We start from the raw sequence: 16,504 nt of genomic DNA, 5'->3' as shown, positions 1-16,504 counted from the left end.
CGTATAACTAGGATTATTTATCCTAGATAACTGCCCATTTATCTACTTTACCTCAGTTCGCTATGGAGAACATCCAAATGGCAACCAGTACCGAACAGCTCATTCTGGATCATTACAACAGCCCTCTCCTGTCTCTCGCTCAGGTCGCGCAAATCCTCAACCGAAGTCCTCAAGGGTTGCGCATCACTCTGAGCGGCGACAACGAAATCGCACGCAAGCTAGGGCCGGCCAAGAAACGCATAGGTAAGCGCGTTCTGTTCTGCGTGTCAGATCTAGCTCGGTTCATCGACGAAGCCTGAGCCGACGATGAGCATCAAAGCCATGAACTGGGCATGGGAGCAGAACCTTCCACCAGGTTCAAAGTTGGTTCTCATGGCGCTAGCAGATAACGCTGACGACCAGGGTTACTGCTGGCCAAAGATCAAAACGATTGCGGCTAAGTGCTGTGTATCGGAGCGGACAGCTCAGAGAACCGTCAAGGAACTTCTAGATAGCGGTTTGCTGAAGATCAGCGCTCGTTTCAATGCGCTCGGCGGCCAGGTTTCCAACGGCTACACCCTCGAAATGCACCCCCCTGACAAATTGTCACCCTCCCCCGCATTGATACAGGAGGGGGGTGACAGCCGTGACACCCCCGGGGTGACACAGCTATGTCGCGGGGGGAGTGACACAGCTATGTCACCCCTACAACCACCACATGAACCCAAAAAAGAATCATCACCAGCGCGGCCATGCGTACTTGCTCGGCTGGCACCTGAAGAGCACGAAAAAATCATGACGATCATGGATAGCCTGCCACAGGAAAAGCGCGCCGAAACTAAGGCACTGCTGGTCGATGCGCTGACCAGAGGAAAAATCCAAGCAAGCCCATCGCGCTGGTTGCGTGCAGTCATCCGCCGCAGAGGCTGCGCGCCGCTATCCGCCCAGGCTGCTCTCGATATGTCCGAGCAAGAGTTTGAACAGAAGCTAATCCAGGGCGGCATACCTCCCGAGGATGCGCGGTTCATAACCAGGCAGACCATTACAAACCGGCAAGCCCAACAACGATTGAATCGGCCAACCGCGATCTCGATCCCTCAAGTGTCAATCAACGCGGATCGAAAGCGCCCAGAGCACCCACGCAGCGCCAATGTCGCTGGGGAAAACGTGATTGGTTGACACTTGAGGGATTATCAAATGACCGAATCAGCAAGCAACCCACAACATCACTCATCCGCCACCCGTAAAAGCCTGTCGGAGCGCATAGCCGCACGCATCCAGCAACAGACGGATGCCAGCACAGCTGCGCGAAACCGCAGCGTATTCATTTCCCTGCGCGAAGACATTCAGCAGGCCGTCACCGATGGCTGGTCGCTGCTGGCCATCTGGCAGGTTTTGTTCGATGAACAGCGCGTCACGTTTACCTACCAGGCCTTTCGCCGTTACGCCCGCCAGCTGATCGACAGCCCAACCGTAGAGCCCAATTACCAGTCTCGGCATGCAGCAAAACCCGCGCAGACACCAACCGCCACAACTCGCCCCTTCGCGTTCAATCCAACCCCCGCCAAGGAGCATCTGCTGTGATCAAAAGCATCCTCCCTGGCGTTCAAACCGCGTTTACGCCGTTCAACTGCCGTTCAATGTATGGGCTCGTTGCACTGCACGCCCCAAACGCCACCCGATACCGGGAGCATGCAACTTATAGAGGCGTTAAGGAGACGGGCAGGATAGGTGAAGTACCTGTACCGGCAAGCCGGCACAGTCACTTAACTTTGCCCGTATTCGCACCTGCGGTGCTCAATGGGAGTCCTGCCCTGCGGGGCCAGCGGTGGACGCCATGAGTGAACAGCAGCCCACCCGCAAAGGCAGCACACCGATCTATGTTTGGGTGCTACCGGAAGAAAAAACGGCGATTGAATCCAATGCTCGGGCCAGTGGACTCAGCACATCGCGTTATCTGCGCAGCGTGGGCCTGGGCTACCCGGTGCATGGCATTCTCGATTATCAGCGCGTAGACGACCTGGCGCGGATCAATGGCGACCTTGGCCGGCTGGGTGGCCTGCTCAAACTCTGGCTGACCAATGATGAAAAACTGGCTATCTACGGGCGTCCGCAGATCCAGCAAACCATTCTTGGCGTACTCGACGCGATCCAGGAAAACCAGACAGCCATACGCTCCACCATGGCAGCAGTGGTCACACCTTTAGCGGCTAAAAAGGTGCAACCATGATTGCCAAGCGAGTACCCATCAAGTCCGGGCGCAAAAGCAGCTTTGCCAAGCTGGCGAACTACATCAGTAACCCGCAGGAGAAGTCCGAACGGGTTGGAGTCGTCAGCGTCAGTAACTGCCACTCAACCGAGATAGAGGATGCCGCCCTAGAAGTAATGGCGACGCAGGCCAGGAACACTCGCAGCACCTCAGATAAAACCTACCACCTGCTCATCAGTTTCCGCGCTGGCGAGCAGCCACCGGCACAAGTCCTGGCCGAGATTGAGCAGCGTATTTGTACCGGGCTGGGTTTCGCAGAGCATCAGCGGGTCAGTGCCGTACACCACGACACGGACAACCTGCACATACATATCGCGATCAACAAAATCCATCCTGTCAGGCTGACGCTGCATGAGCCGTTTCGGGATTACCGCACGCTCGGTGAGTTATGTGCGGCCCTAGAGACCGAATACAGCCTTGAACAAGACAACCACCAGGCGCGCAAAAGTGGCGCAGAAAATCGCGCTGCTGACATGGAGCATGCGGCGGGTGTCGAGAGCCTTATCGGCTGGGTGAAGCGCGAGTGCCTTGAGCAGATCCAGCGCGCACAAACCTGGCAATCACTGCACCAGGTGATGCATGAACACGGCCTGGCTTTGCACCTTCGCGGCAATGGCCTGGTGATCAGCGATCAAGCAGGCACCACGATAAAAGCTAGTTCGGCCTCAAGGGATTTATCGAAAGCTAAACTGCAAGAGCGCCTTGGCCCGTTTGAAGCATCGACTGAGCAACACCCCGATGCCCAGCCGAAACGTAGCTATCAAGCAAAGCCCATGCGCTCGCGCATGGATACAACGGAGTTGTACGCCAGGTACAAAACCGAGCAACTGAATAACGCTGCAGCATGCTCAGCTGCCCGAACAAAGGCGCATGAGCGCAAAGCTCAAAAGATTGCTGCCGCCAAGCGCAGCGGTGCCATGAAACGTGCCGCGCTCAAACTGGTGAGCACCGACCGCCTGGCCAAGAAAGCGCTCTATGCGCTGATCAACCAAACGTTTAAGAACGAAATCAACAAGGCCCATCAGCGCTACCTTCAAGAGCGCCAGATGATTACCTCGCAGCATAAGCCTCGTACCTGGAATGATTGGCTACAGCACAAGGCCATGTCAGGAGATCAACACGCACTGGCCGCATTGCGTGCCCGTGCTCCCGCTCAAAGCCTGAAAGGCAACACTGTCAGCGGCAGACACACCAGCGTTCATGCGCCGCTTAAAGGTCTCGATACGGACAGCATCACCAAAAAGGGCACGCTGATATATCGAACCAGCGGCTCAGCAATCCGTGATGACGGCCATGCCCTGAAAGTTTCTCAAGGCGCTGCCATCGATGACCTTGCTGCAGCCTTGCAGCTTGCCATCCAGCGCTTTGGCCAGACTCTCACCGTAAACGGAACAACCGAGTTTAAGCAGCAGGTTGCATCAGTCGCGGCCGCCCGCCGATTAGCCGTGCAATTTGATGATCCAGAACTTGAACAAACACGCCTGGCCCTCCTGGTCGGCAACCGCCTGCAGTCGAGGAAGTCACGCTCCTCGGGCATCCATCGCTAAAACGTAAAGGAGATACTGATGCGAAAGCAGAAAATTTTAGCCGCTAAAATTTCATTGGCCCTTGTGCTGCTGGGAGGGGCATCCGCCCTGCCGGCCTATGCAGGCATCCCCGTGATCGATGGGGGCAACCTAACCCAGAACGTGCTGACAGCCATGGAGAGCGTTGCCCAGACGCTCAAGCAGGTAGAGCAATACGCCAAGCAGGTCGAGCAGTACTCGACCCAGCTGCAGCAGTATGAGAATCAGCTGCAGAACACGGCCGCGCCTGCGGCCTATATCTGGGATCAGGCCAACCGCACGATCAATAAGTTGATCGAGGCGCAGGACATGCTGGCGTACTACCAGCGTAAAGCTGGCAGCCTTGACGCCTATTTGGCCAAATACCAGGACGCTGCCTACTACCGCAGTTCGCCATGCTTCAGTGGTGGGGGATGTACGCCAAGTGAGCGCGAAGCGATGTCTGCCAATCGCCGCCTGGCCTCTGCCTCGCAGAAGCAGGCCAATGATTCCTTGTTCAAGGCCATCGCCCAGCAGCAGGACAATATGGCAGCAGATGCCCGCCAACTGGAGCGCCTGCAATCAGCGGCATCTACCGCCGATGGCCAGGTCAAAGCCATTCAATATGCCAACCAGCTGGCCAGCCACCAATCGAACCAGCTTCTACAGATTCGCGGGCTGATGCTTGCCCAGCAGAATGCCCTAGTCGTTCGCAGTCAGGCAGACGCTGACCAGTCCGCCAAGGAGCTGGCTGCGCATGAGGTATCTACTGCCGCTCGCGGGCCGGAATCGCTTCCCACGAATCCAAAGAAGTGGTGAGGAGAAACGCCATGACCAAAGCCATTCCCCTCGCCATTGTGCTGCTAGCCGCAACCCTGGCCGGCTGCGAGTCGGCCACCCTGGACTGCACTGCCCCACAGAGTCAGCAACAAAAACAGGAGTGCGCTCATCGCGCCTCAACGGAGCCACGCGGCCCCGACACCCTACCTGCCAACCCGAAGAAGTGGTGATGCCATGAAGATCATTAAAAGCACTCTGCTAGTGGGCCTGCTTTTCTCTCTGTACTCGGCCGGCGCATCGGCTGAACTGGCCTTCCACGACCCGGCCACCCAGATGGGTGTACTGGATCAAGTCGTGCAGGAGTTCGTCAGTCGCGCCGCTGCCTGGCAAGGCGTAATCATGGCTGCAGCCACTTGGTTATTTTGGACGCTGGGCACCATCAGCTTTACCTGGACGATGGGTATGCTGGCTCTGCGCAAAGCAGACATCGGCGACTTCTTCAGCGAATTTATTCGCTTCACTCTGTTCTTTGGCTTCTTCTACTGGCTGCTGCAGAACGGCCCGTACTTTGCGGAAACCATCATCAATTCCCTGCGCCAGATCGGCGACAACGCTGCCGGCACAGCCGGCCTGTCGCCCTCGGGCGTAGTCGATATTGGTTTCATGATCTGGAAGCAGGCCATTTCCAACCTATCGGGTTGGAGCCCTGTAGACAGCTTGGTCGGTTTGGTGCTCAGCGCAGGCATCATGTTGGCGCTCGCCACCATCGCCGTGAACATGCTGCTGCTTCTAATCTCTGGCTGGATCTTGATGTACGCCGGCATCTTCTTCCTGGGCTTTGGTGGCTCCAGGTGGACATCGGACATGGCCATCAACTATTTCAAAACCGTTCTCGGCTTGGCCGTTCAGCTGCTGGTGATGATCCTGCTGGTCGGGGTAGGCAACAACCTGCTGACCAGCTTCTACGCCAAAATGAACAAGGCAACACTCAACTTTGAAGAGCTCGGCGTGATGCTGGTGTTCTGCTTAGCGTTGCTGACCCTTACCGGCCAGGTGCCGAAAATGGTTGCTGGCATCATCAGTGGCGGGGGTGGCGGCGGAGGTGCTGGTGGCTTCGGTACAGGAGCTATTGCAGGAGCCGCCCTTGGGGCAGCAGGTACAGCTGCGGGTGCTGCAAGCATGGCCGGCTCCGCCGTTATGAGCGGTGCTCAGAATATCTCTGGTGGCGCATCAGCGCTCAAAGCCGCCATTCAAAAGGCGCAAGCCTCGGCCGATGGCGGTTCTGATATGCCATCGCTAGGAGCTGGCTCATCAGGCTGTTCGGGCTCAAGCACTGAATCACCACTGCAGGCTGCCATGGGGTTCGACTCCAGCAGTGAACCTGGCGGCATGATGCAAAAGGCTGCCAGCCTGGCAGCGGGTACTGCATCTGAATTAGCCAAAGGTGCAGGCAGCCTGATCAAGGAAAAAGCCAGCGAGGCCGTCAGCAACTTTCAGGAGAAAGCCAGCCAAACCTTCGGCGGTCAGCTCGCATCGAGCATTCAGGGAGAGCCATCTTTCGACGGGGACAGTCTGTCAGCAGCGGGGCAAGACGATAGCGATATGAACGACGAGATAGCCCAGTTCGTCAATCGTGATCGCGGCTCGGCTACCTGAGAAATTTTAGCGGCTAAAGTTCAGGGCCATATGGCGGGCTGAGCGCTCAGGCAATGGGAACCCTCTTCATCGAAGAGGGTTCTTGATCGGGCGAGCACTTCCTTGGAGTGTGTTGCTCAGGGTTACTCAGCCCAAGCTTCTGATTGTCCCGAATGGCATCAGCAACTGCTTGCTCCATCAGCCTATTCGCGCGCTCGCGTCCGATGGCATCAATCAGTGATTTCATAAATTTTGCCTGCGTATCAAGCTTTGGAAATTTAGCGGCTAAAACCAGCGCTGCTTATTCTGATCACCGTTTCACACGAACTTTAGCCGCTAAAATTCCAAGTATCCACGGAGGAGCCTGCGTGACGAATCCCCAAAATGATCAGCCGGAAGGCTGGGGCTATATCGACAAACGTGACCGTGCCTACGAGGCCGGCATCTGGGTAGGCGTCGAGCCCTGTTACAGCGAAGAGCAGGGCAAGGCACGGGCTGCAGAATTAGAACAGGCTGACCCCAGCCACGAATACACTGCCGAACCTTTTCTGGAGCTACCGATATGGATAAGTCGAAAACCACTGAGCCCGTGAGGCGTCTCACAGATCAAGAAATAGCCGACCTGCGCGCAGATATGCAGCAGGCGGCCGAGTGGACGCGTAAGGAACTGGCTCGTCGACGCCAAGAAAAAACCACCGACTCCCCCCTACCCCGCCACGAATAGCTAACCGTGCTGGAAGAAGGCAGGAACGGGGCAGAATACTTGCCGAAAAGTTACACATTCCGCGCCAAAACGCCTAAGCCCTCGGCTTTTTCGCATTACAGAAGCGCCTTCCTTTATCATCCCTAGCATCGTGTGGTGATTACTTTCCCGGTCACTGGCTCAGGACGTTTGGCCATCGCGGCCAGTGGCCCCTCGGCCTAGGCCGAGGGGCCGAGCTGAGTAGCCAAAGCTGCGACCAAATCAATGGCCGGGATGTAGCCATCACCCACAATTTTAGCGGCTAAAATCGTCGCCTTCGCGCAGTAGCGATCTGGACAGTGGTAACCCATGAATGCAGTAGAGATTGAATCCGCTATATCGGATCTGGCCCTTGAACCCTTTGACGCGGCGGAGTTTCCGTTCACTTTCCTGGCCGCATTTGGCAACAAGGAAACCGCGCTCAAACGCCTACGCGCCGGCAACAACAACGCCTCGGATGTACCGGGCGGCGTACTACTGCGCAGCAATATTCATATCGCCGCCTGCGAGCCAGGCACCGTGGGCGAAACGCTCAAGGCCTTGCGCGCCAGCCCGGCCACCACTAAAGCCAAAGCCAAGTTCATCCTTGCCACCGACGGGCAAACGCTGGAGGCCGAAGAGCTGATCACGGGTGAAACCATCACCTGCGACTACCGGGACTTTCCCAACCACTTCGGTTTCCTGCTGCCGCTGGCCGGCATCTCCACTATCAAGGAGATCAAGGACAACCCCATCGACGTGCGCGCCACCAGCCGCCTGAACAAGCTGTACGTCGAACTGCTGAACGAGAACCCGGACTGGGCCAAGGCCGAACGCCGCCATGACATGAACCATTTTATGTCTCGGTTAGTGTTCTGCTTTTTTGCTGAAGACACCGACATCTTCACTGGCGATGGACTGTTTACCACGACGGTTGAGCATTACAGCGAGCGCGACGGCTCCAACACCGACCAGGTGCTGTCGGAAATCTTCCGCGCCATGAACATTAAGCTGGCCGAGCGTGCCAGTGCAGAACCGCGCCTGCCTGGCTGGGCCAACACCTTCCCCTATGTGAATGGCGGTTTGTTCTCAGGTAGCACCGAGGTGCCGCGCTTTACGCGCATGGCACGCACTTATCTGCTTCACGCCGGCAACCTGAACTGGCAAAAAATCAACCCAGACATCTTCGGTAGCATGATACAGGCCGTAGCCGATGATGAAGAGCGCAGCGCACTGGGCATGCACTACACCAGCGTGCCCAATATCCTCAAGGTATTGAACCCACTATTCCTTAATGATCTGCGCGAACAACTGGAGGCGGCAGGCGACAACAGAGCCAAGCTGCTTAATCTGCGCAAGCGCATGGCACGCATCCGCGTATTCGACCCAGCATGCGGCTCCGGCAACTTTCTGGTCATCGCCTACAAGCAGATGCGCGAGATCGAGGCAGAGATCAATCGCCGCCGAGGCGAGGCCAACAATAAATCGGAAATTCCGCTGACCAATTTCCGCGGCATAGAGCTACGCGACTTTCCGGCCGAGATTGCCCGCCTGGCGTTGATCATCGCCGAGTTCCAGTGTGACGTGCTGTATCGCGGCCAACAGGATGCCCTGGCTGAGTTTTTACCTCTGAACGCGCAAAACTGGATTGTGTGCGGCAATGCACTCCGGCTGGATTGGTTAAGCATTTGCCCGCCGACCGGCACAGGCGTAAGAGTGGTGGCCGATGACTTATTTGGCACACCGCTGGAGCAAGCGGAAATTGGGTTCGAGAACGAGGGAGGTGAGACATTCATCTGCGGAAACCCACCTTATCTCGGCGCTCGAGGTCAGGAGGATGAGCAAAAAACAGACTTGCAAATTCTCTTCGGACACGTAGAGAACTGGAAGTCTCTCGATTACGTCGCAGGCTGGTTCATAAAGGCAGCCCATTACGGAATGCAAACTCCTTGCACCTCTGCATTTGTATCAACGAACTCAATCTGCCAGGGAGCACAAGTTGCGATTCTTTGGCCACTGATTCAGGAGGCGGGGAGCAGCATATCGTTTGCTCACACCTCATTCAAATGGTCCAACCTAGCCAGTCATAATGCCGGCGTAACAGTGATAATCGTGGGTATCACGACTCAGCCTAGCAGTACACGTCAACTATTCTCGCTGGACACTTTTGGGCAAATTACCGAACGCCAATGTTCGCAAATAAACGCGTATCTCGTAGCGGGTCCTGGCGTCATAGTGGAGAAGGTAAGCCAGCCACTGGGGCCACAGAGCGAGATGACCTTTGGCAATACTCCCATAGATGGGGGGCACTTACTGCTGTCTCGAAGTGAGCTAGAATCGCTGCAGCTTTCGCCAGAGCACCGTACCCGTTTTGTCCGTCGCAATTATGGTTCCGCTGAGTTTATACGCGGTCTCGAACGTTACTGTTTTTGGATCGAAGATCAGCACTTGGCTGAGGCCGAGTCGATAGAGCCTATAGCTCAACGAATTAGTGCTGTTCGAAGCCTGCGTCTCAACGGAGGAAAGACGGCGAGGGATATTGCACACCGATCACATCAGTTCCAGCGAACGTATGTTGGAAAGAGTTGCACGCTAGTTGTTCCACGAGTTTCATCGGAGTCGCGTTTATATTTGCCAGTGGGTTTGCTGTCTCATAACGCAATTGTAAGCGACAGCGCCTTTGCTCTCTACGATGCCCCCCTTTGGAACATGGCACTCATCGCCTCACGCCTACATCTGGTCTGGATCGCCACTGTCTGTGGCAAGCTGAAAACGGATTTTCGCTATTCCAACACCCTCGGCTGGAACACCTTCCCCATCCCGCAGCTCACTGAGCAAAACAAAGCCGATCTAACTGCTTGCGCCGCGGCTATTTTGCTGGCCCGCGAAGCCCACTTTCCCGCCACGATCGCTGACTTGTACGACCCGGAGAATATGCCGGATAACCTACGCCACGCCCACGATCGCAACGATGAAGTGCTGGAGCGCATCTATATTGGTCGCCGCTTCAAGAACGACACCGAGCGTCTGGAAAAGCTGTTTGACCTCTACACCAAGTTGACAGCAGACACAGCAAAGGCCACACCGAAAAAGCCACGAGGGAAAATGGCATGAGCGAGCTGATTCTCTACTCGTCGGAAGACGGCCAGACCCGGCTGCAGCTGCGGGTGGAGGGCGAGAGCGTCTGGTTAAGCCAGCTGGAGCTTGCCGAGCTGTTCCAAACCACCAAGCAGAATGTCTCCCTCCATGCGAAAAATATCTTCGAGGATGGGGAGTTGAGCCCGCAGGCAACTGTCAAGGATTCCTTGACAGTTCAAACCGAGGGCGGACGGCAGGTGCGCCGTAAGCTGACCCAGTACAACCTCGACCTGATCCTGGCCATCGGCTACCGGGTGCGCTCACCACGCGGCATCCAGTTCCGTCAGTGGGCTAGCACGCACCTCAAAGAGTTTCTGCTCAAAGGCTTCGTCATGGACGATGAGCGCCTGAAGAGTCCCGGCGGCTGGGATTACTTCGACGAGCTGCTGGCACGCATCCGCGATATTCGCGCCTCGGAAAAGCGCTTCTACCAGAAGGTGCGCGAGCTGTTTGCCCTGAGTACCGACTATCGGGCACACGAGCAGGAAACCGCTTTGTTCTTTGCCGAGGTGCAGAACAAGCTGCTTTACGCCACAACCGGCCACACTGCCGCTGAGCTGGTGGTGAAACGCGCCAATCCCGGTGAACCGAATATGGCGTTGACCACCTGGAGCGGCTCACGTGTGCGCAAGCAGGATGTGATCGTCGCCAAGAATTACCTAACGGCCGATGAAATCGACACCCTTAACCGCCTGGTGGTGATCTTCCTGGAGCAGGCCGAGCTGCGGGTCAAGCAGCGTCAAGACTTGAGTCTGGAGTTCTGGCGCAACAATGTAGACAAGATGCTGGCGTTTAACGACCAGCCGATTCTTGTGGGCGCTGGCTCGGTCAGCCGGGAGGGAATGGAGCGAGTGGTGCATGAGCGCTATGAGCTGTTTGACCGCCAGCGCCGCGCCACCGAGGCGCTGGCGGCCGATGCTGCCGATTTGCAGGAAATCGAGCGGCTGGAAACGCGGGTTGCGCAGCGTGCGAAGATCAGCCCAAAGGGAAAGAGCACATGAGTATGGGCAGAATTTGTGCAACAGGTGCTAGCACCATTGCGTTGCGCCCAGCCGTTGAAGCTCAATCTGGCCTGCTGCCTAAATTGCCCGACAGGCTGTTGGACAATTACCTATTTAGAGAAAATTTTGCATGACTAACTCAACCAACCCGACCAACAGTTACACGGTGCCATCGGTATCCATTGCCACTGCGCACACCGGGGCGTCCAGCAAGGCTAACGAGTTAGGCATGCGCACCATGCAAGAGCGTGCCTTTGCCAAGCGCGGCGAACAATACCTGCTGATCAAATCGCCCCCGGCCTCGGGCAAGTCGCGCGCGCTGATGTTTATCGCGCTGGATAAGCTGAATAACCAAGGCCTGCAACAGGCCATCGTCGTCGTACCCGAGCGCTCCATTGGCGGCAGCTTTGCCGATGAGCCGTTGAGCCAGCACGGTTTCTACTGGGACTGGCAGGTGGCCCCTCAGTGGAACCTGTGCAATGCCCCTGGCATCGATGAGCCGCGTGTGGCCAAGTCCAAGGTGGATGCCGTGCGCGCCTTCCTGTATAGCGGCGACAAGGTGTTGGTCTGCACCCATGCCACCTTCCGCTTTGCCGTGGAAGAGTTAGGCATCGACGCATTCGATAACCGCCTGATTGCCATCGACGAGTTCCACCACGTTTCCGCCAACCCGGACAACAAGCTGGGCAGCCAACTGAGCGCGTTTATCAACCGCGACAAGGTTCACCTGGTTGCCATGACCGGCTCCTACTTCCGCGGTGACAGCGAGGCCGTGCTGGCCCCATCGGAAGAGAACAAATTTGAGACAGTGACGTACACCTACTACGAGCAGCTCAACGGCTATCGCTGGCTCAAGTCGCTGGATATTGGCTACTTCTTCTACACCGGCAGATACGTGGATGCGGTCGCCAAGGTGCTGGACCCGGCGCTGAAAACCATCGTCCACATTCCCAACGTAAATGCCCGCGAGAGCCTCAAGGACAAGGAGCGCGAGGTTAACGAGATCATGAGCGCGCTCGGTGAGTGGCAGGGTGTAGACCCGGCCACCGGCTTTCACCTGATCAAAGCCAAGGACGGCCGCACGCTGAGAGTGGCCGACCTGGTGGATGACAGCGACGCGGCCAGACGCTCCAAAGTGCTCGGCGCACTGAAAGATCCGGCGCAGAAGAACAACCGTGACAACGTGGATGTGATCATCGCGCTGGGCATGGCGAAAGAAGGCTTTGACTGGATCTGGTGCGAACATGCGCTGACCATCGGCTACCGTTCGAGCCTGACCGAAATTGTGCAGATCATCGGCCGTGCCACCCGCGACGCCGAGGGTAAGGAGCGCTCGCGCTTCACCAACCTGATCGCTGAGCCAATGGCTGACCAAGCTGCTGTAGCCGAAGCGGTAAACGATATGCTCAAGGCCATTTCCGCCAGCCTGCTGATGGAGCAGGTGTTGGCCCCGCGTTATGAGTTCACCCCGAAAGACACCGGGCCGAAAGAGGGCTTCAATTACGGGCCAGAGGGGTATCAAGCGGGCGGCACCAACCTGGGTGTGAATGAAACTACGGGCCAGTTCCATGTCGAGGTCAATGGCCTGACCACACCGCAGAGCACAGAAGCCACACGCATCTGCAAAGAAGATTTAAACGAAGTAGTAACCAGCTTCCTGCAGGACAAAACCGTGCTGGAGCGCGGCCTGTTCGACAAGGAAAACACCTTGCCGGAAGAACTGACTCAACTGCGCATGGGCAAGATCGTGCGCGAGCGTTACCCGGACTTGAGCGACGTTGACCAGGAAGCCATTCGCCAGCACGCCATCGCCGCCATGAACATTACCCAGCAGGCCAAGCTGGCTCTAGCGCAGGTTGATGCTAACGGTAGCGACAACGTGCAGGGCAGTACGGCGCTGCTGGATGGCGTGCGCAAGTTCGTAAACGTGCGCGAGCTGGATATTGACCTGATCGACCGGATCAACCCCTTCGATGCCGCCTATGCGGTGCTGGCGAAGGCGATGGATGAAAAATCTCTGCGCCAGGTGCAGGCCAGCATTGCAGCCAAGAAGGTGAGCATCCCCGAAGATGAGGCGCGAGAGCTGGCCAAGCGTGCTCTGCAGTTCAAGAACGAGCGCGGCCGCCTGCCTGACATCAACTCCGCAGATGCTTGGGAAAAACGTATGGCCGAAGGCGTAGCCGCCTTGGCACGCTACCGCGCCCAAGCCAAAGCGGCGCAGGGGGAATCCGCCAATGGCTGATATGAACGATGACGACCTGCTGGATGCGCTGGGGGTAGAAGTCCCCACGCTCAAGACAGCCTCTCGAACGCCTCGCGAAGAGCGCATCATTGCTGGCTTCGAGGATATTCAGCGCTTCTATCAGGCCCACGGTCGCGCCCCACTGCATGGCGAAGACCACGACATCTTCGAGCGCTTGTATGCCGTGCGCCTGGATCAGCTGCGCAAACTGCCGGAGGCACAAACTCTACTGGCAGGCCTGGATAGTCACGGCCTACTGTCAGGTACTGCGGTCGCTACAGTAAATGTGGATGACCTAGATGAGGACGCCTTACTCGCCGAGCTGGGCATCGGCAGCGAGTCCGTCGACCAGGACGACATTACAGTGCTGCGGCATGTGCGCTCCAGTGCGGCAATAAAGGCGGCAGAAGAGATGGCCGCTCGGAACCCATGTAAAGACTTCGAGAAGTTCAAGCCGCTGTTTGATGAAGTGGAAATAGGCCTCAAGCAAAAGCGCTGGGTGACCAAGCCTTTTGGCAAGAACGCCAGTATTGAGGCTGGAGACTTCTTTATTCTGAGCGGGCTCATTGCCTATGTCGCAGAAGTCGGGGACACCTACAAAACACCGAATGCGGAGACCAATGGGCGTTTGCGCGTCATCTACTCCAATGAGACGGAAAGCGATCTGTTGCTACGATCCCTGCAGCGGGCGCTTTATAAGGACAGTGAGGGGCGTGCCGGATCTCGGCTGATCAAGGTCGACTCAGGCCCACTGTTCAGCGACATCGCCGAGCCGGACGACATAGAAAGCGGCACTATCTATGTGCTGCGCAGCCAGTCCAGCCACCCCTTCGTAGCCGAGCACCGCGAGCTGATCCACAAGATCGGCGTAACCGGAGGCCGAGTAGAAACCCGTATCGCAGGCGCAGACAAAGATGCCACCTACCTGCTGGCTGATGTGGAGGTGGTCGCGACTTACAAACTGCACAACCTGAACCGCACCAGGCTGGAAAACATCTTCCACCGCCTGTTCGGCGCGGCGCAGCTGGACTTGACCATCGAAGACCGCTTCGGCCATCCGGTTAAGCCAAGGGAATGGTTTCTGGTACCGCTGCATGTGATCGATGAAGCGGTTGAGCGCATTCGGGACGGGTCGATTACCGGTGTTACCTATGACCCGCAAACAGCGCGCTTGATTAGCTAAGGCGCAGCTAAAGCGTGACGATCAAATCCGGGCGCAAGCCAGTCTCTTCGCCCGGATATCCGCTTAGGTGGCAGAACGCACGCATGACTGCAACGAGACTAGGCGGCAATTCAAACCTGTAAACGGCAGCGAGAGCTCAGCAGAAGATGGAACTGCCTCACTCGTAAATCGCGAGCTTTCGAGACGAGGACGTTGGCCGCAAAATTAACCGCGCGTTTTAGCCGCTAAAAAGCGCGCGAACATAACGTGTTTCGTGGCTAGAATTTTTCTACCGGTACCTGAACCACGGGAGAACCCAAGATGATCAAGTGGACGGCCCAATGACCAATAACGATTATGAGCCTGCCTTTATGGATGAGGATGGCCCGTGCGAAGAACTGCCCACCTTTATCTCAACAACCAACGCTTATGAGCTATATGGCCTGAAAGAAGGCGAAACCGTGGCGGATGCCATTGCCAGGAACGCGCTGACTGAGACCAAGCAGCCCAGATGCAAATAACAGGCATACGCTACTGATTGGCCTGCTCAAGTCGCCCTGGGCCAAGGGCCATATTACGAACTTCTTGTTTGCCCATTGGCAGCCGCTTGCTGCGCATTGACAGATGAGCTGCTCGGCCAGCAAACTGTCCTCAGTCCATGGACAGTGGACGCGGAGCGACTGCGATGATGAAAGGCCAAGACATACTGTTAATGCTCAAGCTGGTTAGCTTGGCAAACCAGCACCCCAAGCCCGAGCAAGCGGCCGAGCACTTTTCCATGCGTGCGTTGGAACAGTCTACCGGCATCAGCAAATCCGAAGTCAGCAATGCGCTTAACCGCTGCATTGCCGCCGGGCTCGCCAAGCTGGGGCGCAACAGCGCACTGCCACAGGTCAACACCCGCGCCCTCAACGAATTTCTCGCCCACGGTTTGAAATACGTGTTCCCGGTACGGCCCGGCCCTATCGTGCGTGGATTGGCCACTGCACACGCTGCGCCCGTGATGGCGGGTAAGCTGCTGTCTGGCGGTGAGCACATCTATGTCTGGGAGGATGCATTGGGTGGCGACATGGGCCAAAGCATTGAGCCCTTGTTCAAAAGCGTGCCCAATGCCGTACGCCAGGATGAAGCGCTGTACGCCATGCTCGCCCTGGTAGACGCCATCCGGCTGGGTAATGAGCGCGAGGCCAGCCTGGCCAAAACTCTGCTAACGCAACAGCTGCGAGGCGAACCCGATGGCAGCTGAATGGCGCATGCAGGAACAGATGCTGCAAACCGTAGCCGATGCGCTGGGGCCGGACTTACTACGTGAGGTCGCCTTTGTCGGCGGCTGCACCACCGCGCTGCTGATCACCGACGCCTTCGCCCGCGAGGCCGTGCGCTTTACCGAAGATGTCGACGTGATCGTCCATGTGCTCGGTTATGGCAACTGGCAACGCTTGCTTACTGAACTGCGGCAGCGCGGCTTTCGTGAATCCCCTGAGGACGACATTATCTGCCGCCTGCGTTTGCCCAACGCGCTGGTCGGCCGTGATCTGCTGGTCGACTTCATGCCCGACGACGAAGCCATCCTCAACTTCACTAACCGCTGGTATCGCGACGCCCTGCAAACTGCCGCAGACCATGCACTGCCCTCTGGCACGCTGATCCGCGTTGTCACCCCCAGCTACTTTCTAGCGACCAAGCTGGAAGCCTATCGGGGTCGCGGCCACAACGACCCTCTGGGCAGTCGTGATATTGAAGACATCCTAGCTGTGGTAGACGGCCGCGACAGCCTGCACGCCGAACTGGCAAAGGCCGAGCCCGCCTTACAGCACTACATCGCCAACGCCATCAGCGCCCTACTCGCCCATCGCGACTTCGCTTACGCCGTACAATCCGCCGCCCGCCAGCAGCCGGCACGGGAAGAGCTCATTTTTCAGCGCCTGGAAGCCATCATCGAACTTCCAGCAGCTCAATAACGAATACCACCCTATCCATCAGCATGCCTCAACGGCTTAACTCCATGTACTGGAGTCAAATACCCAGGCTAT

16 protein-coding genes and 1 pseudogene are annotated in these 16,504 nt (G+C 57.2%); all 17 read left to right on the top strand.

Annotation, left to right across the window (positions count from 1 at the left end; genetic code table 11):
• The first annotated feature begins 77 nt into the window (after positions 1-77).
• The 17 genes and pseudogenes from PKE98_RS20155 (at position 78) to PKE98_RS20075 (ending at position 16,432) form a co-directional block, all read left to right on the top strand.
• A complete protein-coding gene (locus tag PKE98_RS20155; RefSeq protein WP_271197103.1) occupies positions 78-299 on the top strand; it encodes a helix-turn-helix domain-containing protein in 222 nt (73 codons plus the stop codon).
• Positions 300-306: 7 nt separating this feature from the next.
• Positions 307-1,158 carry a helix-turn-helix domain-containing protein gene (locus PKE98_RS20150; protein ID WP_271197102.1) on the top strand — a complete coding sequence of 284 codons (852 nt, stop codon included), beginning with the start codon at positions 307-309 and terminating at the stop codon, positions 1,156-1,158.
• 18 nt (positions 1,159-1,176) lie between these two features.
• Positions 1,177-1,563 carry a TraK family protein gene (locus PKE98_RS20145; RefSeq protein ID WP_271197101.1) on the top strand — a complete coding sequence of 129 codons (387 nt, stop codon included), beginning with the start codon at positions 1,177-1,179 and terminating at the stop codon, positions 1,561-1,563.
• A gap of 253 nt (positions 1,564-1,816) precedes the next feature.
• Positions 1,817-2,209 (top strand): conjugal transfer transcriptional regulator TraJ, encoded by a 393-nt coding sequence (traJ, locus tag PKE98_RS20140; protein ID WP_271197100.1) that lies wholly within the window; start codon positions 1,817-1,819, stop codon positions 2,207-2,209.
• The gene (gene traI / locus PKE98_RS20135; RefSeq protein WP_271197099.1) at positions 2,206-3,795 is read left to right on the top strand and encodes a TraI/MobA(P) family conjugative relaxase; all 1,590 of its coding nucleotides are present in this window, start codon (positions 2,206-2,208) and stop codon (positions 3,793-3,795) included. Before traJ ends, traI begins: the two co-directional genes overlap by 4 nt.
• 18 nt (positions 3,796-3,813) lie before the next feature.
• The gene (gene trbJ, locus PKE98_RS20130; protein WP_271197098.1) at positions 3,814-4,611 is read left to right on the top strand and encodes a P-type conjugative transfer protein TrbJ; all 798 of its coding nucleotides are present in this window, start codon (positions 3,814-3,816) and stop codon (positions 4,609-4,611) included.
• Between the two features lie 11 nt (positions 4,612-4,622).
• A complete protein-coding gene (locus tag PKE98_RS20125) occupies positions 4,623-4,802 on the top strand; it encodes a hypothetical protein (protein ID WP_271197097.1) in 180 nt (59 codons plus the stop codon).
• 4 nt (positions 4,803-4,806) lie between these two features.
• Positions 4,807-6,228 (top strand): P-type conjugative transfer protein TrbL, encoded by a 1,422-nt coding sequence (gene trbL / locus PKE98_RS20120; protein WP_271197096.1) that lies wholly within the window; start codon positions 4,807-4,809, stop codon positions 6,226-6,228.
• A 347-nt stretch (positions 6,229-6,575) separates the two neighbouring features.
• The gene (locus PKE98_RS20115) at positions 6,576-6,800 is read left to right on the top strand and encodes a hypothetical protein (RefSeq protein ID WP_271197095.1); all 225 of its coding nucleotides are present in this window, start codon (positions 6,576-6,578) and stop codon (positions 6,798-6,800) included.
• A gap of 458 nt (positions 6,801-7,258) precedes the next feature.
• The gene (locus PKE98_RS20110) at positions 7,259-10,042 is read left to right on the top strand and encodes a class I SAM-dependent DNA methyltransferase (RefSeq protein ID WP_271197094.1); all 2,784 of its coding nucleotides are present in this window, start codon (positions 7,259-7,261) and stop codon (positions 10,040-10,042) included.
• Positions 10,039-11,067, top strand: a complete 1,029-nt coding sequence (locus tag PKE98_RS20105) for a virulence RhuM family protein (protein WP_271197093.1) — start codon at positions 10,039-10,041, stop codon at positions 11,065-11,067. Before PKE98_RS20110 ends, PKE98_RS20105 begins: the two co-directional genes overlap by 4 nt.
• 130 nt (positions 11,068-11,197) lie before the next feature.
• On the top strand, positions 11,198-13,309 hold the full coding sequence (locus PKE98_RS20100; protein ID WP_271197092.1) for a DEAD/DEAH box helicase: 2,112 nt from the start codon (positions 11,198-11,200) through the stop codon (positions 13,307-13,309).
• Positions 13,302-14,492 carry a GIY-YIG nuclease family protein gene (locus PKE98_RS20095; protein ID WP_271197091.1) on the top strand — a complete coding sequence of 397 codons (1,191 nt, stop codon included), beginning with the start codon at positions 13,302-13,304 and terminating at the stop codon, positions 14,490-14,492. Before PKE98_RS20100 ends, PKE98_RS20095 begins: the two co-directional genes overlap by 8 nt.
• A 320-nt stretch (positions 14,493-14,812) precedes the next feature.
• Positions 14,813-14,992 (top strand): hypothetical protein, encoded by a 180-nt coding sequence (locus tag PKE98_RS20090; RefSeq protein ID WP_271197090.1) that lies wholly within the window; start codon positions 14,813-14,815, stop codon positions 14,990-14,992.
• Between the two features lie 10 nt (positions 14,993-15,002).
• A pseudogene (locus PKE98_RS20085) lies at positions 15,003-15,074 on the top strand (nuclease-related domain-containing protein); the annotation flags it as partial.
• A gap of 109 nt (positions 15,075-15,183) precedes the next feature.
• Positions 15,184-15,717 (top strand): MarR family transcriptional regulator, encoded by a 534-nt coding sequence (locus tag PKE98_RS20080; protein ID WP_309298765.1) that lies wholly within the window; start codon positions 15,184-15,186, stop codon positions 15,715-15,717.
• Positions 15,707-16,432 (top strand): hypothetical protein, encoded by a 726-nt coding sequence (locus PKE98_RS20075; RefSeq protein ID WP_271197089.1) that lies wholly within the window; start codon positions 15,707-15,709, stop codon positions 16,430-16,432. The genes PKE98_RS20080 and PKE98_RS20075 overlap by 11 nt, the downstream gene beginning before the upstream one ends.
• Positions 16,433-16,504 lie beyond the last annotated feature (72 nt).

The sequence above is a fragment of the Pseudomonas turukhanskensis genome (assembly GCF_027922365.1).
Classification (GTDB): domain Bacteria; phylum Pseudomonadota; class Gammaproteobacteria; order Pseudomonadales; family Pseudomonadaceae; genus Aquipseudomonas; species Aquipseudomonas turukhanskensis.
This window is presented reverse-complemented; position numbering and strand designations above follow the sequence as displayed.